We start from the raw sequence: 26,001 nt of genomic DNA, 5'->3' as shown, positions 1-26,001 counted from the left end.
CGCCCAACGAGGCGTGCACAACAACATCGCGGAGGGAATACATGACCTTTGGAACGAAGGGCTTCTTGGCTGGCATCTCCATGATTGCGATGCTTGCCGCCGTTACACCGGGCGTTCGCGCCAACGACTCCCTGCTCAAGGCGCAATCCGATTCGAATCAGTGGGCTGTCGCCGGCCACGACTATGGCAACACGCGCTTCAGCCCGCTGAAGCAGATCAACACCGAAAACGCCGGCAAGCTGACGCTGGCTTATTCCTTCTCGCTGGCGTCGCTGCGTTCGAACGAATCCTCGCCGATCGTCATCGGCAACACGCTCTACGTTTCGAGCTCGTGGGGGCCGAAATACGTCTATGCGCTCGATGCCGCCACCGGCGCGCGCAAATGGACCTGGGAGCCCGACATTCCCGAGGACGTGCTGCAATACGCCTGCTGCGACGTGAACAATCGCGGCGTCTCCTATGCCGACGGCAAGATCTTCGTCGGCCGCCTCGACGGCAAGCTGACGGCGCTCGATGCCGCGACCGGCAAGGCGCTGTGGACGGCGAAGGTGGTCGACTACAAGCAGGGTTCGGTCATCACCTCGCCGCCGCTCGTCGTGCGCGACAAGGTCATCACCGGTTTCGGTGGCGGCGAATACGGCGTGCGCGGTGCGCTCCAGGCCTTCGACATCAACACCGGCAAGCAGGTGTGGCAGACCTACACCGTTCCGTCCCCGGACGAGCCCGGTGGCGACACCTGGAAGGGCGATTCCGCCCAGCATGGCGGCGGCGCGGCCTGGCTAGTCGGCTCCTACGATCCGAAGAGCGACACGGTCTATTGGGGCACCAGCAATCCCGGCCCGTGGAACACGGCGGTGCGTTCGACCGGCGACGGAAATTTCGGCAAGCTGACCAACCTCTACACCGCCTCGACGCTGGCGCTCGATCCCAACACCGGCAAGATCAAGTGGCACATCCAGACCACGCCGGCCGACGCCTGGGACTATGACGGCGTCAACGAAGCCGTGCTCGCGGATCTGAAGATCGGCGGCAGCACCGTTCCGGCGCTCATGAAGGCGGATCGCAACGGCTATTTCTTCGTCGCCAATCGCGAGACCGGCAAGGTGTTGTCGGCGGAGAAATACGTGTTCTCGAACTGGGCCAAGAAGTGGGACGTCGCCACGATGCGCGCGGTCGAGGATCCCGACAAGCGTCCCGGGCCGAATCATCCCGCCAAGGACATCTGCCCGAACCTGATCGGCGGCAAGAACTGGCAGCCGATGTCGTTCAATCCGCAGACCGGCCTCGTCTACATCCCGTCCAACAATGTCTGCATGGACTGGTCGGTCAGTGATGTCGCCTACAAGCGTGGCGTGTTCTATCTCGGCGCCGAATTCCCGACCAAGGAAGGCCCCGGCGGCTTCCTCGGCGAGCTCGTGGCCTGGGATCCGGTCGCGCAGAAGAAGGTCTGGTCGATCAAGGAAGACCTGCCGTTCAACGGCGGAACGCTGACCACTGGCGGTGGTCTCGTGTTTGCCGGCAACATCCATGGCGACTTCCGCGCCATCGATGCGAGATCCGGCAAGGTGCTGTGGAGCAAAAATCTCGGCTCCGGCATCGGCGCCGGCCCGGTGACCTACCAGGTCGACGGCAAGCAATATGTCGCCATCGTCGTCGGCCGCACGGCTGCGCTGCCTGCGTTCCTGGGCGAGGTAGGTAAGAAGATGACGGCCGCAGCCCCCGAGGGCGGTTCGCTCTTCGTGTTCTCCGTCCAGTGACCACTCGCGCGCGTATCCCCGAGGTGACGGGATACGCGCGCGTTTTTTTAAGACATGAGCTGCGGCATCGACGAGGCCTGGTGCCGCCGCGCCTGGCCCAACGAGCTCCGCCAAGGGAAACGCCAAGGGAAACGCAAAGGGAGACGAGGATGCGTCCGAATCATTCTGCCATCGGTGCGAGCCGATATCGCGCCATCGCAGGCCTGCTCGCATGTGCCGCCGCGCTGGTCGCTCCGGCCTTGCCGCTGCATGCCGACGAGGCGCAGCCGCTACGCCTCTGCGCCGATCCGACCAACCTTCCATTCTCGAGCGATAGTCCGTCGCAGCCGGGGTTCTATGTCGAGATCGGACAGGCCCTGGCGCAGGCGCTCGGCCGGCCGATCGCCTATGACTGGTACAAATCCTATTTCGGCAAGCGCACCGTGCGCGTCACGCTGCTCGGCAAGCAATGTGACGCCATGATCGGGCTGCCGCGCTCGGAGGATTTCATGGGACCGGCCGTGATCTTCTCCAACAGCTTCGCCAAGGAGGGCTATGCCCTCGTCGCCGCCAAGGGGCAGGTGCTCGGCGGCATCGACCGCCTCAGGGGCAAGCGCGTCGCCGTGCAGTTCGCCAGCACGCCGCAAAACCTGCTGGCGAGCCGTGACGACATCCAGAAGGTGACGGTGCTGTCGCCCGAGGAAGGCATGCAGGCGCTCGACCAGGGCAGGGCCGACGTCGCCTTCATCTGGGCGCCGGTCGCCGGCTGGCTGAACAAGACCACCTACAACGGCCGCTATCAGATCGAGCTCACCGAAGGTGAAGGTCTGTCGTGGGACGCCGCCATCGGCTTTGCGAAGACCTCGGCCGAGCTGCGCGATCGCATCGATGCCGTCTTGCCGCAGCTTCAGAAGACGATCGGTGAGCTCGCGGTGAAATATGGCCTGCCGTCCGGCGCGCCGGTTCGCTTCGGCGGGGCGCCGGCGGCAGTCACGACGGGGACGGGAACCGGAGCCGACGTTGCGCAGGTCGCCAATGTGGTGGCGACCGAAACCAAGGGCGATGCAGCCGCGCCACACGACGATGCCGTCGGTGCGGGCAAGGAGATCTTCAACGGAACCTGTGCCCATTGCCACGGTCCCGATGCGGTCCAGAGCGAGCGTAAGATCGATCTGCGGCTGCTGCGTCACCGCTACGGCGATGACATGCGCGAGAAGTTCTGGACGACCGTGCACGAGGGACGGCCGACCAAGGGCATGCCGTCCTGGAAGGAGGTCTTCACCGACGACCAGTTCGACAGCATCTTTTCCTTCCTGCTGACGGTCCAGTCCGAATCGAATGACTGAACGACCTTGACCGAACCCGATCGGGAGGATGTGGTAGCGTCCGTCCGGCACCATCCCGGCGCCGGACGGGGTCCGCATGGTTCTGCCTCTTCCGCTGTCGTGGTGGATGCCTGTACGGTGGACTATTCGGCGGTGCAGTCCTGTGAAGGCGCCATGACCAGCTTCCTGATCATCGACGATCATCCGCTGTTTCGCGAGGCGCTCGGCAATGCGGTGCGGCTGGCCCTGCCGGAGGCGCGGATCTTCGAGGCGATGTCGATCGAGGATGCCCTTCGTGTCCTGATGGCAGAGCAGGGCGAGGGCATCGACCTCGCGCTGCTCGACCTCCTGCTGCCGGATGCGACGGGCTTCTCCGGCTTTCTGCGTTTGCGCGAAGCTTATCCGCGCCTGCCTGTCGCCATCGTGTCGAGCGACGAGGACCAGCGCGTCGTCCGCGAGGCGCTGGAGCTGGGGGCTGCCGGCTATCTGCCGAAGTCGATGTCGAAGCGTGAGCTGGCGCAATCGATCGAGGGCGTGTTGAAGGGATCGGTGTCGGTGCCGAAGGATTTCGTGGCGGCGCCGCAGCGGCGGCGGGCCGAGGCCAGCAAGGCGCTCGAGGTCAAGCTGCGCGAGCTCACGCCGCAGCAGCTTCGCGTGCTCGATCTGCTGCGGCGCGGCTATCCGAACCGGCAGATCGCCCAGGAGCTTCAGCTCGCCGAATCCACGGTGAAGGCGCACATCACCGAGATTCTGCGCAAGCTCGGCCTGTTCAGCCGCAACAAGGCGATCATCGAGGTCGGCAAGGTGGACCTGCCGGATCCAAAGGGCCGGCCCTATGCGCGGGCCGACCGCGGGCGGCCGCAATGACGCGCGATGTCGTGCTTGACGTCGGGCTTAACCTGGATCAAGCCGGCCGGACTCGGCTGGCACATTCTCGTTCTCGTTCTTGCTTCGAACCCGGCAACGATTTGGGAATGGTTCATACGTGATGCGATTTCTGATTGTCGAAGACCATCCGCTGTTTCGCGAGGCCCTCGAGGGCGCGCTCCAGATGGTGGCGCCGGCGGCCGAGATCCTGCAGGCGACGTCGATCGACGGTGCGCTCGAGCAGGTCGCGGCGACCACCGAGCTCGACCTCATCCTGCTCGACCTGTCGATGCCGGGCACCACAGGTCTTTCGGGCATCATCCGCATCCGCAAGGCATTTCCCAAAATTCCCGTCGTCATCGTATCCGGGCATCAGGATCCGCAGATCATGTCCGGTGCCTTGTCGCTCGGCGTGTCCGGCTACATCCTCAAATCATCGTCCAAGCAGGATCTGGCGGAGTCGATCTGCGAGGTACTGCGCGGCTCGGTCTGTGTTCCCGCCGCCTATCGCGGATTTGTCCGCCCGCAACGCCCGTCCGGCCCCGCGCAGGATTTGCTGAAGCGCCTGCACGAACTGACGCCGCAGCAATTGCGCGTGCTCGAAATGCTCAAGCGCGGCCTGCAGAACAAGCAGATCGCCTATGAGCTGAAGATTTCCGAGACCACCGTGAAGGTCCACGTCTCCGACATCCTGCGCAAGCTGAACGTGCTGAGCCGCACCAAGGCCATCGTGGAAATGTCCCGGATCGATTTCGTGACGCTGGCAGCCGAGGGTGCCACGACCAGGCGCGAGCGGGCACAGCCGGATCAGCAGTGACGCGGTTATCTCGTCTCTGGCTCGCAGGTTGAGCGCACGCGAGCGATGATTTTAAGTTCAAATCATTGGCTTGATGAAATGTAAGATATTACCGGTACTGTGCATGGGGTTGTTTTGCGATATTTGATGTGAGCCCGCGGGCTAGCTCAGCAGGAACGACAGCAGCGCCCGCATCTCGGCAGGCTTGATCGGCTTCTTCAGCACTTCGAGACCGTGGAGGCTCGCTTCCTTCGCCGCCGTTTCGGAATAGTCGGCCGTGATGATCATGGCGGGCGTGTCGAGCTTCAAATGCTCCCGGACGTCTGCAATGGCGGACAGGCCGCTCTCGCCGTGATCGAGATGGAGATCGGCGATCACGGCATCGGGGGCGCCGCCGAGCTCGCCGAGGCGCACGAGCGCGTCCGCGGCCGATCGCGTGGTCGCGACGTCGCAGCCCCACCCCTCCAGCAGCGCGGCCATCGCTTCCGAGCCGTTCGGATCGTTCTCGATCAGCAGGATCTTGGCGCCTTCGAGCCCGCTATAATTGTAGTGCCGCTCGGCGAGCTTGACCTCCTGCACCTCGTCGCCGACCTCGGCGAGGTCGGCGGGCTCCAGCTGCAGGGTGAAGGTCGATCCCCTGCCGAGTTGCGACGACAGCCGCACCTCGTGCCCGAGCACGGTCGCGAAGCGGCGGACGATGGAGAGGCCGAGCCCGAAGCCGGCTTGGTCGGTCGCATTTGCCTCGCCGCGCTGGAATTCGCGGAAGATCGCGTCCTGCTGCGCCTGCGCAATTCCAGGTCCGGTGTCGGAGACCTGGACGCAGATCTGGTCGCCCCGCGGCCGGCATCCCATGACGACGCCGCCGCTGCGGGTATAGCGAATGGCATTGGCAAGCAGGTTCTGCAGGATCCGCCGCAGCATCATCGCATCCGACTTCACCGCGAGCTGTGAGCTGCGGATGCGCAAGGACAGGCCTTGCCGCGCGGCGATCGGTTCGAACTCGTTGCGGAGCTGCTCGAACAAGGGCGCCAGCGCGATCGCGCGCACCTCAGGCTTGAGCGCCCCGGCGTCGAGCTTCGCGATCTCCAGCAGCGACCGCAGCAGGTCCTCCAGCATCACCAGCGAACGGTCGGCCTGGTCGATGAGCAGGCCCGCCTCCTGTGATTCCATCATCTCGGTCAGTGCGGACAGGGTCAGGCGGGCCGCGTTGAGCGGCTGCAACAGGTCGTGGGTGACCGAGATCAGCACCGAGGATTTCAGCGAGCTTGCCGCTTCCGCCTGCTGCTTGGCGCGATAGAGACCCTCATTGGCGCGCTCGACCGAATGCAGCGCCTCGCGCAACTGGTGCGTCCGGTCGCGGACCTTGTGGTCGAGCGCGATGGCCGTCTCGAACAGGGAGAATGCGTTGAGCTGCTGGTCCATCGAGCGCTCGACGCGCGACATCAGCGCGGCATTGATCTTCCTCAGCTTCGCAGCTTCCCGCTGGAGCTGCTCGACGGTTTGCGGATCCTGCCACGTCTCCGTCACGCGGTGCGCCTTCCGATCGCAACCCCGGTGAAGGTCTGGTTCACATGCATCGAGCCGAACTGCTCGCCATAGGTGTGAAAGCCGACCACGCGGTTCTGCCGGTACAGTTCGGACATGTCGCGGGCGAGCTGGTGCTGCTCGGCGTCGAGCCGGCGGAGCAGGCACTCGAAGCCGATATAGAGCGAGACGTCTCCGATCTGGTCACGGATTTCGGCAAACGTCTCGCGGGTCGAGCCGACCAAGCTTTTCGACGATGCCGCCGTCAGCACCATGCCCTCATCGATAGCGCAGAAGAAATGCAGCGAGCCGTCCGGTTCGACGCGCTGGATCGAGCGCGCGTAATAGGAGCCGCCGACGCGCACCAGCACCGGGTGCGACGCAAAGGAGAACGGATCGAGCTTGGCGTCCATGATCCCGACCACACGCGAATATTCCAGTGCGGCAGGCTCTGCGTTCAGCTCCCTCACCGTCCGATTTTCGATGTCGGCCTCGGTCACGACCATCTTCTGCGCCTGCGGCTCGAAATTGTCGCACTTGAAGACGCGGAACGGCAGCGACGTGTTCAGCAGGATCAGCAGCGCGGCGTTGGTGTGCGCCTTGCGGTCGAAGAACACAAACGTCTTCTCGAAGCGCATCCCATCGCCCGCGGATCCGCCGACGACCGGAATGTCGTCCAGCGATGCATAGATCGCGGACATCACCGCTTCTTCGCGCCGGCACAGGCCGTCGATCAGGACCAGGCCGAAGGGACTGCCGCGGTCGACCTGCGGGGTAGCCCGCAACAGCTCGTGCCGGAGCTCGCCGCCGATCCGACGGCCGTCCTCGACGCGGAAGCTGTCGAGGTTGAGAATCGGCCGCACCGCCGCGGCGAACTCGGCGCGGCTGAACGCCAGCGCCACGACGCTGTTCTCGTCCCAGCCATCAGGGGCAAGCTCGCCCGCGGTGGTACAACCGCAGACCTGGGTCTCGTCGAATTGCCGGGTGATCTCGGCGATGAAGTGATGGGGGTCGTAGCTGGGGGAGAGGAACACCAGGATCAGCGCCAGCTCGTCGGACGGGAGCTGGGCCGCCAGTTCGGCCACGGCTTCATCGACGCTCGCAGCCTTCGACTTGGCCACGGCAATGCCAGGCGCACCGTCAAACCGAAAATCGGTTTGCCCCACTCCGTTTCTCCCCTCGAGGACCAGCTCGGTCTAACGCCAAGTGCCTGATAAGTATTCGAGAGTAAGGCGTTTTCCGGTTGGCTGCAACACGGCGCCCGACCCCCACAAGGCCGGGTGGAGGAGCTCTCCATCCAGAATGCGGGCTGCACGGATTTACCACCCCTTGACGATTATGCCTTAATTTTGCGCACGGTTCGGAAAGGGCTGCTTCCGGGCCGCAGAATCCTGCAAGAACATGAGCTGGGGGTTGGGAATGTCCGGGCGTATCGCGTCGCCGTCTAAGCGCACACTATTTCCGACCCTCAGGTTCCGCGCAAAAATCATCCTCGGCTTCGCCGCCGTGCTGGTGATCTCCGCCGGCAGCATGGCCTTCTCCTATTTCGGCTTCGAGCGCGTCGCCTCCGGGGTCGGGTCGTACCGCAGCAGCGTGTCCGAGGCCGATCTTGCCCGCAACATCGACCGTGAGCTGCTTGCCTATCGTTCGGCCGTCAAATATTTCGTCGTCACCGGCAAGGAAGACGACGCCAAGGCGGCCCTCGTTGCTGAAGCCAGCCTGAAGGACGCCATCGGCCAGGCCGTCAAGGGTGCCAAGAAGCCGGCGCGGCAGGAGAGTCTCGACAAGCTCACCAAAGAATTCTCCAACTTCTCCGCGACTTTCGCAAAGGTGCTCCAGGCCAAGCGCGACAGTGCGCTGCTGGTGCAGAACCAGCTCAGCCGCAACGCCAACCTCCTGAAATACAAGCTCGACGACATCGGCAACAACGCGTCCGACGCCGAAGCACAGGCGATCGAGTTCGGCACCAAGCAGGTCAATGCCCAGTTCCAGACCGCGAGTGCGGCCGCGACCAATTTCGTGCTGACGTCCGATCAGGCGATCGCCACCAGCGCGCTGGCACGGCTGAAATTCGTCGAGAACTCGCTCAGCGCGGTCTACTCCATGGACGACAAGATCGTCGCCGGCCTGAAGGATGCCAGGGGACTGCTCGGTGCGTATCGCGAAGCGCTGGAGAAGCTGATCGCCAATGCCAAGCTGGTCGATGATCTCGTCAACGAAATGAACGGCTCGGCCGGTGCGATCCTGCAAGGCGCGACCGCCATGAAGGCGGACCTCGTCGCCGAACAGCAGCGGCTGGATTCGGAGTCGGAGGCGACCATCGGAAAGACCGAGCAGCTGGTGCTGATGCTGGCCGTCGGCGGCACGCTGCTTGGCGCGGTCTTCGCTTTCCTGCTCGGCACCGGCATCTCGCGTCCGATGATCGCTATGTGCAGGGCGATGCGCGAGCTTGCCTCGGGCAATTTCGACGTCGTGCTGCCGGGTTTGGGGCGCAAGGACGAGATCGGCGAGATGGCCGGCGCGGTCGAGGAGTTCAAGGTTCAGGCGGTGGCCAAGGCCGAGCGCGATGCCGCCGCCAGCGAAGTCCAGAACCGGGAGCAGGCCGCCGCGCGTCGCGCCGAGCTGATCCGCTTTGCCGACGATTTCGAGAGCGCGGTCGGCGCCATCGTCTCCAACGTCTCGGCCTCGGCCGTGCAGCTGGAATCGGCGGCCTCCACGCTGACGCGCACCGCCGAGACCACGCAGAGCCTGTCGAGCCAGGTCGCCGGCGTTTCCGAGCAGGCCTCCTCCAACATGCAGTCGGTGGCGACCGCGACGGAAGAGCTCTCGGCCTCGGTCGAGGAGATCGGCCGCCAGGTCCGTGACTCCAGCCGCATCGCCGAAGCCGCCGTGATGCAGGCCAAGGAGACCGACGGCCGCATCGGCAAGCTGTCGCATGCCGCCCAGCAGATCGGCGAGGTGGTCAAGCTGATCACCGCGATCGCCGAGCAGACCAACCTGCTCGCGCTCAACGCCACCATCGAGGCGGCCCGCGCCGGTGAGGCCGGCCGTGGCTTTGCGGTCGTGGCGAGCGAGGTGAAGTCACTGGCGAGCCAGACCGCGAAGGCGACCGACGAGATCTCCTCGCACATCACGGGCATGCAGGGCGCCACGGCCGAATCGGTCGCCGCGATCAAGGAGATCGGCGCGACCATCGGCCAGATCTCGTCGATCTCGACCTCGATCGCGAGCGCGGTCGAGCAGCAGGGCGCCGCGACGCAGGAGATCGCCCGCAGCGTCCAGACCGTCGCGCAGGGCACCCAGGCCGCAGCCACCGACATCGGCGAGGTCAACCGCGGCGCCGCCGAGACCGGCTCGGCTTCGGAAGAGGTGCTGAACTCGGCCAAGACGCTGTCGAGCGAAAGCACCCGTCTGCGCGCCGAGCTCGACCGCTTCATGGCGAATATCCGGGCGGCGTAGGGCGCACTGGTCGGGGACGACAGCGGAGATTGGCGTGGCGCTCGATTTGTAACGGCGCGGGAAAGCGCGCCCTAGCAATTCCCTGCGTCACCTAACCGGCAGTTGCGGCGCCACAAATTTACTGCCGCTTTATCCTTTGCCCCGTAACGTGCAGAGGAGTCGAGAAGCGGGCTGCTTCCGGGCTGCGCCTGGTTTTCCGCGAATGGAATGGGGTGGGGAATGTCGGTTACGTCCAAGTCGAGCCAATCGAAACTGCCAACGCTGCGTTTTCGCGCAAAAATCATCCTCGGCTTCGTCGCGGTGCTCGCCATCTTCGCCATCAGCATGGCATTTGCCTATTTCGGCTTCGAGCGGATCGCAGGCGCCGTGGCATCCTACCGCACCAGCGTATCGGAAGCCGATCTGGCGCGGACGGTCGATCGCGAGCTGATCGCCTATCAGGGGCTGGCACGGACCTATACCCTGACCGGAGCGGCGGATGACGAGACCGCAGCCAAGGCCGCCGAAGGGAATCTGAAGAGCGCGATCGCCAAGTCGATGGCGGCGACGACCGGCGCGGCTCGCCGTGAGCAGGTCGGCAAGCTCGAGGTCGAGTTCCAGAGCTTTACGAAAGTCTTCGGCGAGATCATCGCGCTGACGCGCGAGAACAACAAGATCGCGGCCGACGAGCTCAACAGTGTCGGCAACAAGATCCGTTTCAAATTCGACGATCTCGCCGATACCGCTGCGCTGGCGGGCCTCGCCTCGGTTCAGACCACGGCCAAGGACGTCACCTCGCAATATCTCGCGGTCTCCACCTCGGTCAGCGCCTTCGTGGCCAAGCCGGAGCCGAAGACCGCCGACGGCGTGATCGCCCGCGTCAAGTTCCTCGAGACGCTGCTGGTCTCCATCTACGCGAACGACCAGAAGATCACGGATCGCGTCAAGGAGATCGGCGATCTCTTGAAGCAGTACCGCACCTCGTTCGCAAAGCTGACCGAGAACGTGAAGGTCATCGTCAAGCTGAACGGCGAGATGACCAAGACGGCGGCGACCATCCTCAAGCACTCGGCCGAGCTGCGTTCGGATTTGACCGCCGATCAGCAACGCATCGAGGCGAGCGCCAATGCGACGATCGGGGAGACCGAGCAGCTGATGCTGATGCTGGCGCTCGGCGGGCTGGCCGTGGGCACCGTGCTGGCCTTGTGGCTCGGCAATGGCATCTCGCGTCCGATGATCGCGATGTGCAAGGCGATGCGCGAGCTTGCCTCGGGCAATTTCGACGTCGTGCTGCCGGGTTTGGGGCGCAAGGACGAGATCGGCGAGATGGCCGGCGCGGTCGAGGAGTTCAAGGTTCAGGCGGTGGCCAAGGCCGAGCGCGATGCCGCCGCCAGCGAAGTCCAGAACCGGGAGCAGGCCGCCGCGCGTCGCGCCGAGCTGATCCGCTTTGCCGACGATTTCGAGAGCGCGGTCGGCGCCATCGTCTCCAACGTCTCGGCCTCGGCCGTGCAGCTGGAATCGGCGGCCTCCACGCTGACGCGCACCGCCGAGACCACGCAGAGCCTGTCGAGCCAGGTCGCCGGCGTTTCCGAGCAGGCCTCCTCCAACATGCAGTCGGTGGCGACCGCGACGGAAGAGCTCTCGGCCTCGGTCGAGGAGATCGGCCGCCAGGTCCGTGACTCCAGCCGCATCGCCGAAGCCGCCGTGATGCAGGCCAAGGAGACCGACGGCCGCATCGGCAAGCTGTCGCATGCCGCCCAGCAGATCGGCGAGGTGGTCAAGCTGATCACCGCGATCGCCGAGCAGACCAACCTGCTCGCGCTCAACGCCACCATCGAGGCGGCCCGCGCCGGTGAGGCCGGCCGTGGCTTTGCGGTCGTGGCGAGCGAGGTGAAGTCACTGGCGAGCCAGACCGCGAAGGCGACCGACGAGATCTCCTCGCACATCACGGGCATGCAGGGCGCCACGGCCGAATCGGTCGCCGCGATCAAGGAGATCGGCGCGACCATCGGCCAGATCTCGTCGATCTCGACCTCGATCGCGAGCGCGGTCGAGCAGCAGGGCGCCGCGACGCAGGAGATCGCCCGCAGCGTCCAGACCGTCGCGCAGGGCACCCAGGCCGCAGCCACCGACATCGGCGAGGTCAACCGCGGCGCCGCCGAGACCGGCTCGGCTTCGGAAGAGGTGCTGAACTCGGCCAAGACGCTGTCGAGCGAAAGCACCCGTCTGCGCGCCGAGCTCGACCGCTTCATGGCGAATATCCGGGCGGCGTAGGGCGCACTGGTCGGGGATGACAGGGGAGAAAAAGCGCGCGTCTCACTCTTTCCCGAATGCCCGCTTCAGCTCTCCCTTGGCCCGTTCCAGCCGCGTCCGCTGCGTTTTCGGCAGCGTCTTGCCGGCGCGGTTGATGTAGAACGTCAGCATCGACAGCGCGGAGCGATAGGCGCCGGCCTTGCGGCGCCGACTGTGCTCGGCCGAGCGCTTCAGCGAGGCCGCGATCTTCTTGGGATCCTTGAACTTGAACACGCCGCGCTTGAGATCGAGCGCGTCGCTCTCCTGCGTCACCCGTTGCGACCAGCGCTTCGGTGCTGCACGACGACTTGACCTCTTGCGCGTCGTGCTCACCTTGCGACGCGCGCTGCTGCGCGCGCCTGTCTTTCGTGCGCCTGTCTTGCGTGAATGTGTCGTCTTTCTGACCTGAGCCATGCGTCAACTCCTTGGAGCTCAATCGGAAACGGGTGCTCTTGGAGACTGTTCCCGAGGGAACCTGGCCTCATCGCAGACGTTGTCGCAGGTGGCAGGCAGAATGCCGCACCCCCATGATCGGACCGACCCGTCCACGGCCTGTGAAGCGGGGCCGCTTCCATTGATCAGACGCAACAACCCGATGGAATTGCAGCAGAACCCAGCGCTGAACTATGCACCCGTAGTCCCGGCGGCGACCGCCACCGACCGTATCGTCGAGACCAGCATTCCCTCGCGGCTCGACGCGCTGCCGTGGAGCGGCTTTCATACCCGCGTCGTGCTGGCGCTCGGCATCACCTGGATTCTCGACGGGCTCGAAGTGACCTTGGCGGGTGCGCTCTCCGGCGCGCTGAAGCAGAGCCCGTCGCTGCATTTCTCCAATCTCGATCTCGGCATCGCCAACTCCGCCTATCTCGCCGGCGCCGTGCTCGGTGCACTCGGCTTCGGCTGGCTCACCGACCGCATCGGCCGCAAGAAGCTGTTCTTCATCACGCTTGCGCTCTATCTCTCGGCTACGGCCGCGACCGCGCTGTCATGGGATGTCGCGAGCTACGCGCTATTCCGCTTCCTCACCGGCGCCGGCATCGGCGGCGAGTACACCGCGATCAATTCGACCATCCAGGAGCTGGTGCCGGCGCGCTATCGCGGCTGGACCGATCTCGTCATCAACGGCAGCTTCTGGATCGGTGCTGCGATGGGCGCGGTGGCGGCTATCGTGCTGCTCGATCCCGCCGTAACCGGCCCCGATCTCGGCTGGCGCCTGGCTTATCTCATCGGTGCCTCCATCGGTCTCGTCGTGCTGTTGATGCGGATGTGGATCCCGGAAAGTCCGCGCTGGTTGATGATCCACGGGCGGCCAGACCAGGCCCACGCGATCGTCGACGACATCGAGCGTTCGGTGATCGGACGCGACCAGGATGCGAGCGAGGAGCGCTTTACAACGGTCCGGCTGAAGATGCGCGATCACACGCCGATCCGCGAAGTCGTGCATACGCTGTTTTCCGCCTATCGTCAGCGCGCGCTGGTCGGTCTCGTGCTGATGAGCGCGCAGGCGTTCTTCTACAACGCGATCTTCTTCACCTTCGCGCTGGTGCTGACCGATTTCTACGGGATCAGCGCCGATCATGTCGGCTGGTACCTGCTGCCCTTCGCCGCCGGCAACTTCCTCGGACCGCTGCTGCTCGGTCGCCTGTTCGACACGCTCGGCCGCCGTGTTATGATCATGTTCACCTACGGTGTCTCCGGGCTGCTGCTGGCGCTCTCGGGTTATCTGTTCACGATCGGCGTGCTCAGTGCGCAGGGGCAGACCATCGCCTGGATGGTGATCTTCTTCTTTGCATCGCCCGCCGCGAGCGCGGCCTATCTCACCGTCAGCGAGACCTTTCCCCTTGAGGTTCGCGCGCTGGCGATCGCGGTGTTCTATGCGGTCGGCACCGGCATCGGCGGCGTGATCGGGCCGGCGCTGTTCGGCGCGCTGATCGACACGGGATCACGCAACAGCGTGTTCGCCGGCTATCTGCTGGGGGCAGTCCTGATGATCGCGGCTGCGATCGTGGCGTGGCGCTATGCCGTCTCCGCGGAGCGCAAATCGCTCGAACACGTCGCGCGCCCGCTCGCCTTTATGGAGTAGACTGATGAAATCGGAACTTGCGGAAATGACGTTGGAGCAGAAGCGCACCATGCGGGATGACGATACGCCGGAAACGGTGCCGGTGCCGCATGCGCTGGTGCCGCATCTCGATGAAATCGCCATCCTGCTCGACATCGACGGCACGCTGCTCGACCTGATGCCGACGCCGCGCGAGGTGTGGGTGCCGCCGGGCCTGTCGGAAACGCTGAAGCATCTGACCGAGCGCACCTCCGGAGCGCTGGCGCTGGTCAGCGGCCGCTCGCTCAACGACATCGACCTGATCTTCGCGCCCGATGTATTCCGCGCCGTCGCCGGCCACGGCGCGGAGATGCGGCTGTCGGTGGACAGTGAAGCGGATGATGTCCACGCCCCGCCGCTCGACAAGGAGCTGAAGCGGCGCCTGGCCGCCATCGCCAAGCTGAGCCCTGGCATCCTGCTCGAGGACAAGGGCTATTCGCTCGCGCTGCATTACCGCCTTGCACCGCATGCGGAGAAGGCGATCTACGAATCCGTCTCGCTGATCCGCGCCGATCTGCCCAACGCGCCGATCGAGGTGCTGCCGGGCAAATTCGTTTGCGAGATCAAGCATTCCGGCTTCACCAAGGCGAGCGGTGTGCGCGAATTGATGAAGCACGAGCCGTTCAGCGGACGACGCCCGCTCTTCATCGGCGACGACGTCACCGATGAAACGGTGTTTGCGATCATGCCCGACATGGACGGGCTCGCCTTCTCGGTCGGCCGCCGCGCCATGGGCGTGAACGGCCACTTCGACGCGCCGAGCGATGTGCGTGCGTTCCTTGCGCGCCTGCTCGATCCGAGGTGAAACCAAGGCAGCGCCACCTTACAGACACGAATGCATTCAGCGCAGCGCATTGCGCGGCGCTATGAATGCTGCGGAACAGAAACGGAAAAGCTGTTTTGGCGGCGAAATTTGCCGGGTTCCGCAAGCGAAGCCAGTTCCAACGCACGCGCCCGATTTTGGTTTCAATTGGTTGAAACGATGATCCGGAACCATATTGATGAACGGCAGTTAAACGCGGTGGAATGAACAGGAGGGGACGACCTGTGAACTTGATCGTCGTTTCAAATCGCGTCGCCCGCGGCAAACCCAACGAGCCCATGACGGGCGGCCTTGCGGCGGCACTGCTTCCCGTGGTGGAACATTCTGGTGCGATCTGGGTCGGTTCCTCCGGCCGGGTGCGTGATGGCCATCAGAAGGAACCCTTCGCCGAGATCGAGGCGCTCGGGACGGGCGCGATTGCGACGCTGGATCTGCCGGCGGCGCATTACGGCGGTTATTACGAAGGCTTCGCCAATTCCGCGCTGTGGCCGGCACTGCATTCGCGCAGCGATCTGATCCGCGTCTCGCGCGAGGACTATGTCAGCTATCGCGAGGTCAATGCCTTCATGGCGCGGGCCCTGCTGCGCTTCCGAAAACCCAAGACCGCGTTCTGGGTGCAGGACTATCATTTCCTCGCGCTTGGTGCCGAGCTGCGCGAGCTCGGCGTCGATGATCCGATCGGCTTCTTCCTGCATACGCCGTGGCCCGTCGCCGCGGTGATCCAGGGCGTGCCCAACCATCGTGAGCTGATCACGGCGATGCTGGCCTACGATCTGCTCGGCTTCCAGACCGAGGAAGACCGCCAGAATTTTCTCGGCTATGTCGGCGGCGAACTCGGTCTCGCCATCGAGGACGGCATTGCGATCTCGCAGCACGGGCGCACGCGCTGCGAAGTGTTTCCGATCGGCATCGATGCGGAGAAGTTCGCTGCCTATGCCGCAAAATCGGCCTCGCATCCTGACGTGTCGCGCCTGCGCCGCAGCCTCAACGGCGAGCGGCTCGCGATCGGCGTCGACCGGCTCGACTATTCGAAGGGTCTCGTCAATCGCATCAGCGCGTTCGACAGGCTCTGGACCGAGCACCCGCAGTTTGCGCGCAGCATCTCGCTGCTCCAGATCGCCAACCCCTCGCGCGGCGGCATCGAGGCCTATGGCAATCTCCAGAACGAGGTCGCGCGCCTCGTCTCCGACGTCAACGGCCGCCACGGCGAGGTCGACTGGACGCCGATCCGCTATTTGAACAAAGGCTTCAGCCAGGCCGTGCTCGCGGGACTCTACCGCGCCGCGCAGATCGGCGTGGTGACGCCGCTGCACGACGGCATGAACCTCGTCGCCAAGGAATATGTCGCCGCGCAAAACCCGGCCGATCCCGGCGTGCTGGTGCTGTCGAAATTCGCCGGCGCGGCCAACGAGCTCGACGCCGCACTGCTGGTCAATCCGCACGACATCGACGGCATGGCCCGCGCGATCGCGATCGCCGCCGCCATGCCGCTCACCGAGCGCAAGATGCGCTGGGACGCGATGATGAAGAAGCTGCGCGGCCACACCATCCAGCAATGGTCCGCCGATTTCGTTGCCGGGCTCGAGAAGTGCCGTACCGAAAAGGCCGCCGTCGCCCCACTCGCAGCCCAGCCGCCGCAGGCGCTGCGCTGGCTGAGGTCGGCGATATCAGGGGTGCGGTTGATTTGACTTTCTTCTCCCTCGCCCCGTTCTTACGGGGAGAGGGTCGGGGTGAGGGGCCTGTTTCCGCAAGGACGGTGACAGTCGGATTCGCGACGCCTCCTCAATAGCAATACGACAGGCCATCCAGGATCGCGCATTGCGGCTTGTTCGGCGCGCTGGGATCGTCCAGCGGCACCACGCCCTTGCCCTGGCCGACGAACACGCCGGGCCCGACATGCACCGAGCTCTTGTTGCCGATGATCACGCTCTGATGCGGCGTCGAGCTCGAGCGGGTGCCGTCCGGCCAGATGATGGCATTCCCCGACAGCACCCCGCGCCGCCCGTCGTCGCAGCTGACGTCGACGCCTTGCCGGGTGCAGACCCGCCCCAGGGCCGGGGCGGCGAGGGCGGAGCCGAGGGCCGAAATCAGGCTCAGGGCGGCGATGGTCTTGCAGATGGTCATGGCGTCCCCGGTGGTGTTTGGCGGCTTCCCGTGAATCGTCGCGCCAAACCCGCCTGCGGTTCAGCCGGCAGGCGTGCCAAGGCACGTGTGGAGACCAGATATTATCCTGTAAATACAATAAGTTGCGGAAAAATTGCTCGATTTCCCCGCGATCCCTTGCAAAATCATCGGCGCCCCTTCAAGAGAGGGCGCTCCGGAGAGATGGCCGAGTGGCTTAAGGCGCACGCTTGGAAAGCGTGTGTGCGGGAAACCGTACCGTGGGTTCGAATCCCACTCTCTCCGCCATCCCACCAAAATGTCCGGCCCGGAGACATGGGTAACGAAACGTACCTAAGAGATGGGTGACAACCTCGTGCCGATCGGGTTGTCGCGGGGTTTCAAAGTCATCTGCTCCAAGTTCGCTTCAAATTGAGATGGCCTGCAATCTGCTGCATTTCAGCGTGACGCATTCATGGCACGGCTATTTTTGCTCGGCTCGCGCTATCGCCGTCAACCCCGCGCGTGCCGCGCCCCTTCGGGCTTCGGGGTTGACCGCGACAGCGGAGCCAAGCAAGTGGCCTTCCATGCCAAGAATGCACAAGAGCGCGTCTCCGTCAGGGCGCCGTGGTCGTGGCGGGGACATCGGTGATGGGCCTCGGACCGAACGGGTTGTCGAGAGGTTGCAAGGTCTTCTGTTCGAGATCGAAATAGCCGAGATCGTAATGCATGAAGCTGACGAGCCAGATGCCCTCGTCGACCTCCTTGATGCCGAGCTTCTGGCCAGCCAGGACGGTTGAGATGTTGATCCTCTTGCGATGCAGGCAGAGGCGGCCGCAGGCAGTGACGACGACGTCGCGGTCGTGGAAGGGATAGCTCAACTCCGGCAGGCCGGCATAGGCCCGCGCTGAGGCCGTGTAGACCTCGGCAGGGCACTTCATGCCGAGCGCCTCGTGGGGGCGCTCGGTATTGAACTCGTGCACGAAGGCATCGAAGCGCTCCTGCTGTTGCAGGCTGTTGAAGCCAGGCGGCCTGGTGGCCTCCTTCTTGAGGGTGAGGTGCATGCGCTCGTGCCGGCCATTTTGTTGCGGATGACCTGGCTTGATGCGCTCGATGGCGATACCGAGGCGGAGCCACCATACCGAGCTTGGAAAGATTGAACAAGGCATTGGGACTGGCAAACGGCACGCCATTGTCGGACCGAATGGCAAGCGGCAGGCCGCGCTCGCGGAACAGGCGCTCGAAGGCGGTCATGGCAGGCTCCTCGCGCGTGGAGTCGAGCGCCTCGCACAGCAGCAGGAAGCGCGCGGCATGATCGCTGACGGTCAGCGGGAAGCAGTAATGGCTGTTGCCAAGCTTGAACTCGCCTTTGAAGTCGGCGCACCAGACATCGTTCGGGGCAGTCCCTTGCGATAGCGACGTGCCGCGCGCGCGATGGCGCGGCCCGCCGCCCCGCCTGACCAGGCCGTGGCGATCGAGCACCGCATGAATGGTGCTTTTGGCCGGCACCCGGACATCGCCGTCGAGCCGTCGCACCAGGAGTTCGCGGATCTTGCGGGCCCCCCAATGCGGCTTCTCGGCCTTGAGCTGGACAATCAGCGTCTCGATCTGGGCCGGCAGTTGATTGGCGTAGCGAACCGGCCGCCTGGAGCGGTCGCTCAGCGCCTCCAGGCCATGTTCCTTGTAGCGATCGAAAATCTTGTAGCCGGTCTTACGGGAGATGCCGAACTCCCGGCAGACATCCGTCATGGCTTCCCCGTCCAACAGGCGGGCGACAAAGCGAAGGCGCTCCTCCATTACCGAACTCGCTTTCCACGGCATCCACACCTCCCGCAGAACAAAAGCGGAAAGTGTAACCCATGTGCCCGGTACGTTCTGTCACCTATGTCTCGGGCCGCTCAAAAATGATCTCGTACTTCGATCTGGAGAGAGGCCAGAAACGCGGCCGTTTTCCTGCCTTTTTGCCGACGGAGAGGTCGGCTCACGCATCCAAGCTCGTGCCGGATAGGTCTGGAGAACCGAATTTTCTCCGAATCTTAGAACCCGCAAAATCGGTCCAGTACGGGATTTCAGGGAAAACCAACGGCTTATTTGAGTCGCCGTTTGAATCTCTCTCGCCCACCCAACCACTCTAGAAAAGAGCCAACTCGGGCCTCAAGAAGGCTTCGGAACTATGCCTTAAGCGTGCCTCGGCTCAATCCAAGCAACTGTTCGTACTTCGGTGCATGTCGGCGATCGGGAAGCCGGACAATTCCAGGAAGATTCAAGGTCGTCCGCTTCGACTGTTCGGCAAGTGACCGAATTACGAACAGTTTGCAATAGCCAGCGGCTGTCCCCTGTGAACCTAGGGTCGCCCAACGGGTCCCCTTTCCTCTACTGGGGCCCCTTGGAAAAACCGGGCCAGCCCCGTCTTCAAAAAACCGACTTAAAGGGCGCAGCCGCCGCCCAGCTCCCAACTGCGGTTTGCCCGAGGCTCAAAGCAATTCGACCTTCTTTTAGGTTGCAGCGGCTCGTCCTATCGGAGGAATGACGCCGACTGGTAATTTTCAATTCTTAGCGCCTCACGATGCCCGCTTGGCGGCTTACGGAGCTGCCGCCGAGCGTTACCTGCACGATGACCCCAACACGGCTATCTTCAAGCTCCGGCAATTCGCCGAGCTGCTGTGTAAGAGCGTTGCTGCTCGACACGCCCTCTACCTTGGCGAACGAGAGACTTTCGAGGAAACGCTCAGACGGCTTAGCCTCGAACGCATAGCGCCCAGAGAAGTCGCCGACGTTTTCCATGCCATCCGCAAGATTGGCAATCGAGCCGTCCATGAGGGCGAGGGGACCATCAGGGACGCACTGTCAGCCCTGAAGTTCGGCTGGCAACTTGGGATTTGGTTTCATCGCGTTTAGCCTTCTGTAGTTTCCTTCCGAGTTCGTGGGCGCTGGTCGGTTAAATGCGTTTCCCTCCGCAGAGACATCATCAAATGAAGCGACGCTTGACAATCTTCTTCCTGGTGAAACTTATCCGTCCAAGTTGGCCCACGGGAAAACGTTTTCTGTTCTCCAAAGGGACAAACGGCTTATTGCCATAAAGCAAAGGGGGCAGGTTCGATTTGTCAGACCAGGAGAGCTGGAGCCGGATCCAGAAAAGCGAGAGCGATTAGAGGGAATACAAAGGGTCCTGGCAGATGTTTATCGGAGCGGTCGACAAATCAGCAGGATCTTCGTGAACGAATTGGGCCACGTCGGATATCTTTATCGAGGTCAAGCCTATTTCGTTGGCTTCGCTCCCGAAGGCGATGCGGGCTTCGTCTTCGACGAAACTTAGCAGACCCGATTCGTCGGCCCCTTCTCAATCAGTCTCTCTAGGCGCTCTGAAGGACTCAACTGCATGCCGGAAGTGAATCGGTAGCAACAGTCGGCCGCTGGCCGACTTCTTCCATAACAACTGATTTGCGACATTCATTCGCTTCTGATCGAACGCTGTCACCAGTCCTGAAGGGCTTAGGCCGCTGAGGCTTGCTGAGCCGAAAGCAGCCGCTTCAGCCGGGATGCCGGGATGGCCGGGCTGAACAGATAGCCCTGCATTTGGCTACAGCCGAGCCGTCGCAGGATCTCGCGCTGCGCCTCGGTCTCAACGCCTTCGGCGGTGGTTGCCATGTGGCGAGCCGCGGCCATATGCACAACGGCCTGGACGATCGGCGAGGAATCTTCGGGCTCACCGATATCGCTGATGAAGCTACGGTCGATCTTGATCTTGTCGAAGGGAAAGCGGTGCAGATAGCTCAATGACGAATAGCCGGTACCGAAATCATCGAGCGCGATGCGCACGCCGAGTTCGCGCAGTTGCTGTAGGATCGTGAGCGCCTCTTCGTCATCGCGGATCAAGACCGTTTCGGTAACTTCAAGCTCAAGCCGTCCCGGCGCCAGGCCGGATTCGTTCAGTGCAGCGGCGACATTGAGCGCCAGTGTCTTCGAGCGGAACTGCACCGGCGAAACGTTGACTGCGACCCGGATCTGGCCCGGCCAGTTCGCAGCCTCAGTGCAGGCCTGTTTCAGCACCCATTCGCCGATCTCGCCGATCAGGCCGGTCTCCTCGGCGAGCGGGATGAACTCTGCAGGCGAAACCATGCCCCGTTCGGGGTGATGCCATCTGAGTAGCGCCTCGCAGCCTGTCACGACGTTGGCCGCGAGATCGACTAGTGGCTGGTAGTGCACCTCGAATTCGCTATTGGCGAGTGCCTGCCGCAGATCGAAACCGAGCTGACGTCGCTGCCTGACCTTGGCGTCGTATTCCGCTGCAAAAAAGCGGAATGTGCGGCGGCCATCGGATTTCGCGGCATACATCGCCAGATCCGCACATTTAAGCAATTCTTCGAGATTGTCGCCATGTTCCGGCGCGATTGCTATGCCGATGCTGGCGTCAATCGAAATCTCCTGACCCTTGCAGTACACGGACGCGCGCAGCGTTTTCAAAATCTGATCCGCCAACACCATTAACTCGGCTCGGTCGCCAGTGTCCGCCTTGATGACCGCGAATTCGTCTCCTCCAAGCCGCGCGACAAGATCGTGTGGGCCAACGCAGCTGCGGAGGCGGTTTGCGACTTGGCGCAGCAGCTCGTCGCCGATCTCGTGCCCGAGCGAGTCATTAACGCCTTTGAATTCGTCGACGTCGATATAAAGGATCGCGAACGGCTTGCCCTCGGCGAGCTCCGCCACCCGGCGTTCCAGGTGCCCGCGCATCAGCACGCGGTTGGGGAGATCGGTCAGTGCGTCGTAATGCGCCATATGCGCGATTCGTTCGTCGGCGCGGACGCGCTCGGTGACGTCTTCATGGGTGGCAAGCCATCCGCCCGAGGCGCTCGGTTGGTTCCTGATCTCGATCAGCCGGCCGTCACGGGTCTCCACGACGGAGCTCTGCAAGCGGCCGACGGTACCTAAGATGCCGTCGCAATAGGAATCGACGTCACCGGAGAATGAGCCGGTGTCGTGCCGATGCTTGATCACGTCGCGGAAATAGGCGCCCGGCTTCACCACGTCGGCCGACAGCCCGTACATCTCAATATAACGGCGGTTGCAGACGATGAGCCGCTCGTCCTGGTCGAACATCAGGAGACCCTGCGTCATCGTGTTCATCGCGGTATCCAATCGCTGCTTCTCGATTGAAAGCCGCCTCGTCATCTGGCGGAAGATCAAATAGAGCGTTAGGACCAATAGGCAGATCGATACCACCGCCACGGTAACGAAGAATTTTGTCTGCGTGCGCCAGGTCACGAGCGTCGCATCTAATGTCCTGGTCGCAACCACGACCAGCGGCTCGTCAGTGAGCATCTGCGAGGCGACCAGTCGATCCTTGCCGTCGACCGGGCTTGCGAGCTGGGTGGTGACGAAAGTACGGTCGAAGACAGCCATCTGCTCAGCCGAACCTCTATGGAAGTTTTGGCCGATCATCGCTTCGACATGTGGAACGCGTGCGAGCAACTGCCCATTCTGATGGTGCATCGCGATGGAAGACTCTCCGCTAAGACCTATCGAGGCGAAGAACTCTTCCAGCAGGTCCGGTGTGATCGCACGGGACACGACGCCCAGGAATTCTCCGCGCGGGCCAGAGATGCGTCTGGCGAATACAATTGCCTGCCCGCTGCCGAAACGACCGGGAACGACCTCGACCTCTTCCTGCGAGGCCGGATCATTTTTCAGGCGGTTGAAATAGCCTCGATCGGAGATCTTGATATCGGCGACCGGCCAGCGCTTCGACGAGTTGATCAACACGCCATTGGAATCGAACACATTGGCCCCGGCGATATCGGACCAACCGCTGGCCTTGGCTCGCAGCACCTCATGCATGGCGAGCGTCGCCATTTCGCTCCGGAACATGTCCGGGGAATCGATGTCATGGCTTTCGAGCTCCACGATGATGCTCTTCTGCAGTACCGAGAAATCTGCAAACTCACGGTCAAAATGCCGCGCAAGGAGTCGCACGGTGCTCTCGAGGCTGGCGCGTCCGCTTTCGATCGCGCTCCGACGAAAGCGATCGACAGTCAGCGCCGTGCCGATCGCGGTCGCGGCCATTAGCACGAACCCGCCAACGATCAGCCAAGTCAGCGGCGCCCCGCTCCAGCGACGAACCAGCGCGCGCGTGCGCGCCTTGAAACGGATTGATGTGCTCATGCAGCCCCCTGTGGGATGCAAAATGCACAAGACTCCACAAGAGCTCGTTACCATCGAAGGTAACGAAATCGTAAACGATTACGTGACTTCGGTGCTGCTCGAGTCGGCGTTCGAGAACGAGGATCGACATGCTGATGTTCATCGCCCAGCCGGCCGACGAAATTGTGTTGGGCGCCAAGGCCATGCTGGCGGACGGCCTGTTCACGCGATTTCCAAAGCCAAACTTCGGCTTTGCTTTGCATGATGGCCCACTCTCATTCAGGGATTTTTTTCCCGGCCGCTGCACGAGCACGGGCAGCCAACAATTTATCAAATACTAGGTCTACCAGTTGCTTGGCGGCCCGTGCAACTCAAGCCTCCTTTCGACCGGAAAACGCTCTGGCCGATTTCGCTATTTATTTCCACTCCACCGATCCAGACCGCGTACTCATGAATCCTCGTCGATCCCGGCTTCGCTCTGGTACCCGCCACCTTTGTGCAATCGAAGCAAATGACGCGATGAGCCTCTTGGCGAAGTCATTGGCTTCCGAACTGTGTCTCCATTATGAGGCTACAATTGCTCGACCTGTTCGCGCAACTGGGAGAGGTCCCGTATAAGCGCGGCCAGCTTCTGCTCGAAATCATCCTTGACCGGTCCGGCCGGCAGTCGGTCGCGAATTTTGTCGGCGCCTATCAGGGCTGTCTGGAGATGCCCAACGGCGGTCCACAGCCTCGCTTTCGTGAGTCTGTCCAGTGCCTCCGCAAGAACGCGCTCACCTTCTTGGACCTCGAACGGTAATAGCGGCCGACCAGCTGGCTTGAAATGAACGACCGTCCCCATGGCTATCTCCAGATCTATTTTTGGATTGCTGGCGTGATTGTTGAATATGCGGCACTGGAAATGACTCGAAATGCGCGCTTAAGCGGCCTGGATGGCAGAGAGAAATCTCTGGACTTCGTGTTCCAAGCGACTGCGTTCTCTCGTGAGAGACTGCGCGGACGATAGCACCTGCGAGGATGCTGATCCTGCCTCGACTGCGCCCTGTTTTACTTCAGTTATGTTCGAAGCGACTTGTGCCGTTCCCCGGGCGGCATGCTGCAAGCTACGCGAAATGTCTCCGGTCGTATTGGCCTGCTCTTCCACGGCAGCGGCAATTGCGGCCGTAATCGCCGAAATGCGATCTATTGTTGTGCTGATATGTTTGATCGCGTCGGCTGATTCCTGCGTTGCGATTTGTATTTCGCTGATCTGCTCGCTTATCTCGCTGGTCGCCCGCGCGGTCTGGCCGGCGAGGGCTTTAACTTCGGAAGCAACGACCGCAAAGCCCCTGCCGGATTCTCCAGCCCGCGCCGCTTCTATCGTCGCGTTCAGAGCCAATAGGTTGGTTTGCCCTGCGATGGTCGTAATAAGGCTGACAACATCGCCTATGCGCGTTGCTGCCGTGGACAATTTTTGGATCCGATGATTGGTTTCTGCAGCCTGACCAACCGCTTCGCTCGCGATTTTGGTCGATGCCTCGACCTGTCGGCCGATCTCGCTAACGGACGATGTCATCTCCTCAGTAGCTGACGCGACAGTCTGAACATTGAGAGATGCTTCTTCGGACGCCGCCGCCACTGTTGCCGAAATATGCAGGGCTGTATCAGCGGTCTTAGATAGAGTCTCTGCAGCCGCTTCCAGTTCGCCGGAGGAGGTGGAGAGCGCGGCCACGAGTTCGCCGATCATTGATCGGAAGCCGCCGGTAATCGTGTCGATCCGCTGACCGCGTAAGATCTTGGCCTCGGCCTCTGCTGCGGCAAGCTTGTCCGCGGCTTGCTTTGCGATGAGGGACTCTTTGAAGACCTGCAGGGCAGCGGCCATTTGGCCGATCTCGGTATGCTTGGCCCGGCTATGGACCACCACGGTAACATCGCCGTTGGCCAAAGCCCGCATTGGCGCAATGATGGATCTAATCCCCATTGAGATGTCGCGCAACAGCAATAGGCCGACGATAGAACTGAGTACCAAGGTGAGGACAAGAGTCCCAACAATGAGAGCAAATGCGAAGGCATAGGTCTGCTCAGCACTCTGACCAGCGGCCGCTGCACGCTTGTTGTTGATGTCCATTGCCTTCAGCAGGGCCTGTCCACTGTCCTGACGCAGCGGCTGCATTTGATGAACGATCAGGTCGCTGGCAGTGGCAATATCATTCCTGCGGGACGCAGCGAGCACGTCTGGAACTTGCGCGACATACGCGCTCCAGAGTTGTTGGAAGTCCGTGTAAAGCTTGCGCTCTTCCGGAGAGGAGAGCAGCAGCTCGTAGGCGGCGCCCTCCTTTTCGATGTCGCGCGTCAGATCGGCAAGAAGCTTCTCGGCTGAGGCTTTCTTCGCGGAGTCGGATTCCAGAATGTGATCGCGCACGACGCTGCCGTATCGGATGGTGTAGGCTCTGAGGTTACCGAGCAGGCGGACCGCGGGCAGCCAACGGGATTGGAACTCAGCGACGCCCCCCTGGATGAGCCGCATGTTGCTGATGGCGAGCAGGCCAGTGCCGCCGAACACGAGAAGGAGCAAAGAAATAAAGACGACGAGTTTGCTCCTGATCGAATAGCGCGAAAGCATGGCAAGCGACTCCTGCGAAATGAGCGACAGCACAAATGGAAAATATTGGAAGATGATGTTTCCTAAACGCCGTCATGCTGCAGGCCATCCAGTAAATTTTTTACCAAGATTTAGTTGAAATTTGCGTTGCAGCAATCATTGATTGCACATCTTTTGCGCAAGGCGGGCTAGGATTTAGGCTGTTGGAAATCCCTAAGCCTTCGTAGCAGCGGACATCGCGCATCGATCGAATTGCGAGGAATCATGGACGTTATTTCCA

General features: G+C 62.7%; 19 protein-coding genes, 1 tRNA gene and 1 pseudogene. 13 read left to right on the top strand and 8 right to left on the bottom strand.

What is annotated here, in order from left to right; translation table 11 throughout:
• Nucleotides 1–41 precede the first annotated feature (41 nt).
• From P6U28_RS30595 to P6U28_RS30580, 4 genes are all read left to right on the top strand, one after another.
• Nucleotides 42–1,757: a PQQ-dependent methanol/ethanol family dehydrogenase gene (locus P6U28_RS30595; protein WP_129145655.1), complete on the top strand. Its 1,716-nt coding sequence runs from the start codon at nucleotides 42–44 to the stop codon at nucleotides 1,755–1,757.
• Nucleotides 1,758–1,906: 149 nt separating this feature from the next.
• Nucleotides 1,907–3,082, top strand: coding sequence for a c-type cytochrome (locus P6U28_RS30590; RefSeq protein WP_407120414.1), 1,176 nt, complete (start codon nucleotides 1,907–1,909; stop codon nucleotides 3,080–3,082).
• Nucleotides 3,083–3,235: 153 nt separating this feature from the next.
• Nucleotides 3,236–3,928 carry a response regulator transcription factor gene (locus tag P6U28_RS30585; protein WP_122400491.1) on the top strand — a complete coding sequence of 231 codons (693 nt, stop codon included), beginning with the start codon at nucleotides 3,236–3,238 and terminating at the stop codon, nucleotides 3,926–3,928.
• A gap of 121 nt (nucleotides 3,929–4,049) precedes the next feature.
• The gene (locus P6U28_RS30580) at nucleotides 4,050–4,745 is read left to right on the top strand and encodes a response regulator transcription factor (RefSeq protein ID WP_164937185.1); all 696 of its coding nucleotides are present in this window, start codon (nucleotides 4,050–4,052) and stop codon (nucleotides 4,743–4,745) included.
• Nucleotides 4,746–4,886: 141 nt separating this feature from the next.
• On the opposite strand, the gene P6U28_RS30575 is transcribed toward P6U28_RS30580, so the two are convergent.
• Both P6U28_RS30575 and P6U28_RS30570 read right to left on the bottom strand, forming a co-directional pair.
• Nucleotides 4,887–6,251 carry a hybrid sensor histidine kinase/response regulator gene (locus P6U28_RS30575; RefSeq protein ID WP_129145652.1) on the bottom strand — a complete coding sequence of 455 codons (1,365 nt, stop codon included), beginning with the start codon at nucleotides 6,249–6,251 and terminating at the stop codon, nucleotides 4,887–4,889.
• A complete protein-coding gene (locus P6U28_RS30570) occupies nucleotides 6,248–7,414 on the bottom strand; it encodes an FIST N-terminal domain-containing protein (protein WP_407120413.1) in 1,167 nt (388 codons plus the stop codon). Before P6U28_RS30570 ends, P6U28_RS30575 begins: the two co-directional genes overlap by 4 nt.
• Before the next feature lie 253 nt (nucleotides 7,415–7,667).
• On the opposite strand from P6U28_RS30570, the gene P6U28_RS30565 reads away from it, so the two are divergent.
• Complete coding sequence (locus P6U28_RS30565) at nucleotides 7,668–9,707, top strand: methyl-accepting chemotaxis protein (RefSeq protein ID WP_129145650.1); 2,040 nt, start codon at nucleotides 7,668–7,670, stop codon at nucleotides 9,705–9,707.
• Between the two features lie 219 nt (nucleotides 9,708–9,926).
• A complete protein-coding gene (locus P6U28_RS30560) occupies nucleotides 9,927–11,960 on the top strand; it encodes a methyl-accepting chemotaxis protein (RefSeq protein ID WP_407120412.1) in 2,034 nt (677 codons plus the stop codon).
• A gap of 42 nt (nucleotides 11,961–12,002) precedes the next feature.
• On the opposite strand, the gene P6U28_RS30555 is transcribed toward P6U28_RS30560, so the two are convergent.
• The gene (locus P6U28_RS30555; protein WP_129145649.1) at nucleotides 12,003–12,392 is read right to left on the bottom strand and encodes a DUF3175 domain-containing protein; all 390 of its coding nucleotides are present in this window, start codon (nucleotides 12,390–12,392) and stop codon (nucleotides 12,003–12,005) included.
• Nucleotides 12,393–12,573: 181 nt separating this feature from the next.
• On the opposite strand from P6U28_RS30555, the gene P6U28_RS30550 reads away from it, so the two are divergent.
• Genes P6U28_RS30550 through P6U28_RS30535 form a run of 4 tightly spaced genes read left to right on the top strand, consistent with a single transcriptional unit; the run spans nucleotide 12,574 to nucleotide 16,590 of the window.
• Nucleotides 12,574–14,061, top strand: coding sequence for an MFS transporter (locus P6U28_RS30550; RefSeq protein WP_162500535.1), 1,488 nt, complete (start codon nucleotides 12,574–12,576; stop codon nucleotides 14,059–14,061).
• Nucleotides 14,062–14,065: 4 nt separating this feature from the next.
• Entirely contained in the window at nucleotides 14,066–14,884 is an 819-nt protein-coding gene (gene otsB / locus P6U28_RS30545; RefSeq protein ID WP_122400498.1) for a trehalose-phosphatase, read from the top strand.
• 30 nt (nucleotides 14,885–14,914) lie between these two features.
• Nucleotides 14,915–15,109 (top strand): hypothetical protein, encoded by a 195-nt coding sequence (locus P6U28_RS30540; protein ID WP_209296728.1) that lies wholly within the window; start codon nucleotides 14,915–14,917, stop codon nucleotides 15,107–15,109.
• A gap of 17 nt (nucleotides 15,110–15,126) precedes the next feature.
• A complete protein-coding gene (locus P6U28_RS30535) occupies nucleotides 15,127–16,590 on the top strand; it encodes a trehalose-6-phosphate synthase (protein WP_162500075.1) in 1,464 nt (487 codons plus the stop codon).
• Between the two features lie 94 nt (nucleotides 16,591–16,684).
• On the opposite strand, the gene P6U28_RS30530 is transcribed toward P6U28_RS30535, so the two are convergent.
• Nucleotides 16,685–17,026, bottom strand: coding sequence for a hypothetical protein (locus tag P6U28_RS30530; protein WP_129145648.1), 342 nt, complete (start codon nucleotides 17,024–17,026; stop codon nucleotides 16,685–16,687).
• Between the two features lie 195 nt (nucleotides 17,027–17,221).
• Between P6U28_RS30530 and P6U28_RS30525 the strand changes: the two genes are divergently transcribed.
• Nucleotides 17,222–17,311, top strand: a tRNA-Ser gene (locus tag P6U28_RS30525).
• A gap of 308 nt (nucleotides 17,312–17,619) precedes the next feature.
• On the opposite strand, the pseudogene P6U28_RS30520 reads toward P6U28_RS30525, so the two are convergent.
• Nucleotides 17,620–18,823 (bottom strand): annotated as a pseudogene (locus P6U28_RS30520) (integrase core domain-containing protein).
• 705 nt (nucleotides 18,824–19,528) lie between these two features.
• Here P6U28_RS30520 and P6U28_RS30515 point away from each other — a divergent pair.
• Nucleotides 19,529–19,900, top strand: a complete 372-nt coding sequence (locus P6U28_RS30515; RefSeq protein ID WP_129146221.1) for a DUF4145 domain-containing protein — start codon at nucleotides 19,529–19,531, stop codon at nucleotides 19,898–19,900.
• A 594-nt stretch (nucleotides 19,901–20,494) separates the two neighbouring features.
• On the opposite strand, the gene P6U28_RS30510 is transcribed toward P6U28_RS30515, so the two are convergent.
• Nucleotides 20,495–23,161, bottom strand: a complete 2,667-nt coding sequence (locus tag P6U28_RS30510; protein ID WP_407120411.1) for an EAL domain-containing protein — start codon at nucleotides 23,159–23,161, stop codon at nucleotides 20,495–20,497.
• A gap of 128 nt (nucleotides 23,162–23,289) precedes the next feature.
• Here P6U28_RS30510 and P6U28_RS30505 point away from each other — a divergent pair, with 128 nt between their 5' ends.
• Nucleotides 23,290–23,481 carry a hypothetical protein gene (locus tag P6U28_RS30505; RefSeq protein ID WP_129146223.1) on the top strand — a complete coding sequence of 64 codons (192 nt, stop codon included), beginning with the start codon at nucleotides 23,290–23,292 and terminating at the stop codon, nucleotides 23,479–23,481.
• Between the two features lie 230 nt (nucleotides 23,482–23,711).
• Here P6U28_RS30505 and P6U28_RS30500 read toward each other — a convergent pair whose 3' ends face one another.
• Both P6U28_RS30500 and P6U28_RS30495 read right to left on the bottom strand, forming a co-directional pair.
• Nucleotides 23,712–23,981: a hypothetical protein gene (locus P6U28_RS30500; protein WP_129146224.1), complete on the bottom strand. Its 270-nt coding sequence runs from the start codon at nucleotides 23,979–23,981 to the stop codon at nucleotides 23,712–23,714.
• A gap of 78 nt (nucleotides 23,982–24,059) precedes the next feature.
• On the bottom strand, nucleotides 24,060–25,742 hold the full coding sequence (locus P6U28_RS30495; protein WP_129146225.1) for a methyl-accepting chemotaxis protein: 1,683 nt from the start codon (nucleotides 25,740–25,742) through the stop codon (nucleotides 24,060–24,062).
• Nucleotides 25,743–26,001 lie beyond the last annotated feature (259 nt).

This window comes from Bradyrhizobium sp. STM 3561, assembly GCF_045571455.1.
Classification (GTDB): Bacteria; Pseudomonadota; Alphaproteobacteria; order Rhizobiales; family Xanthobacteraceae; genus Bradyrhizobium; species Bradyrhizobium vignae.
This window is presented reverse-complemented; position numbering and strand designations above follow the sequence as displayed.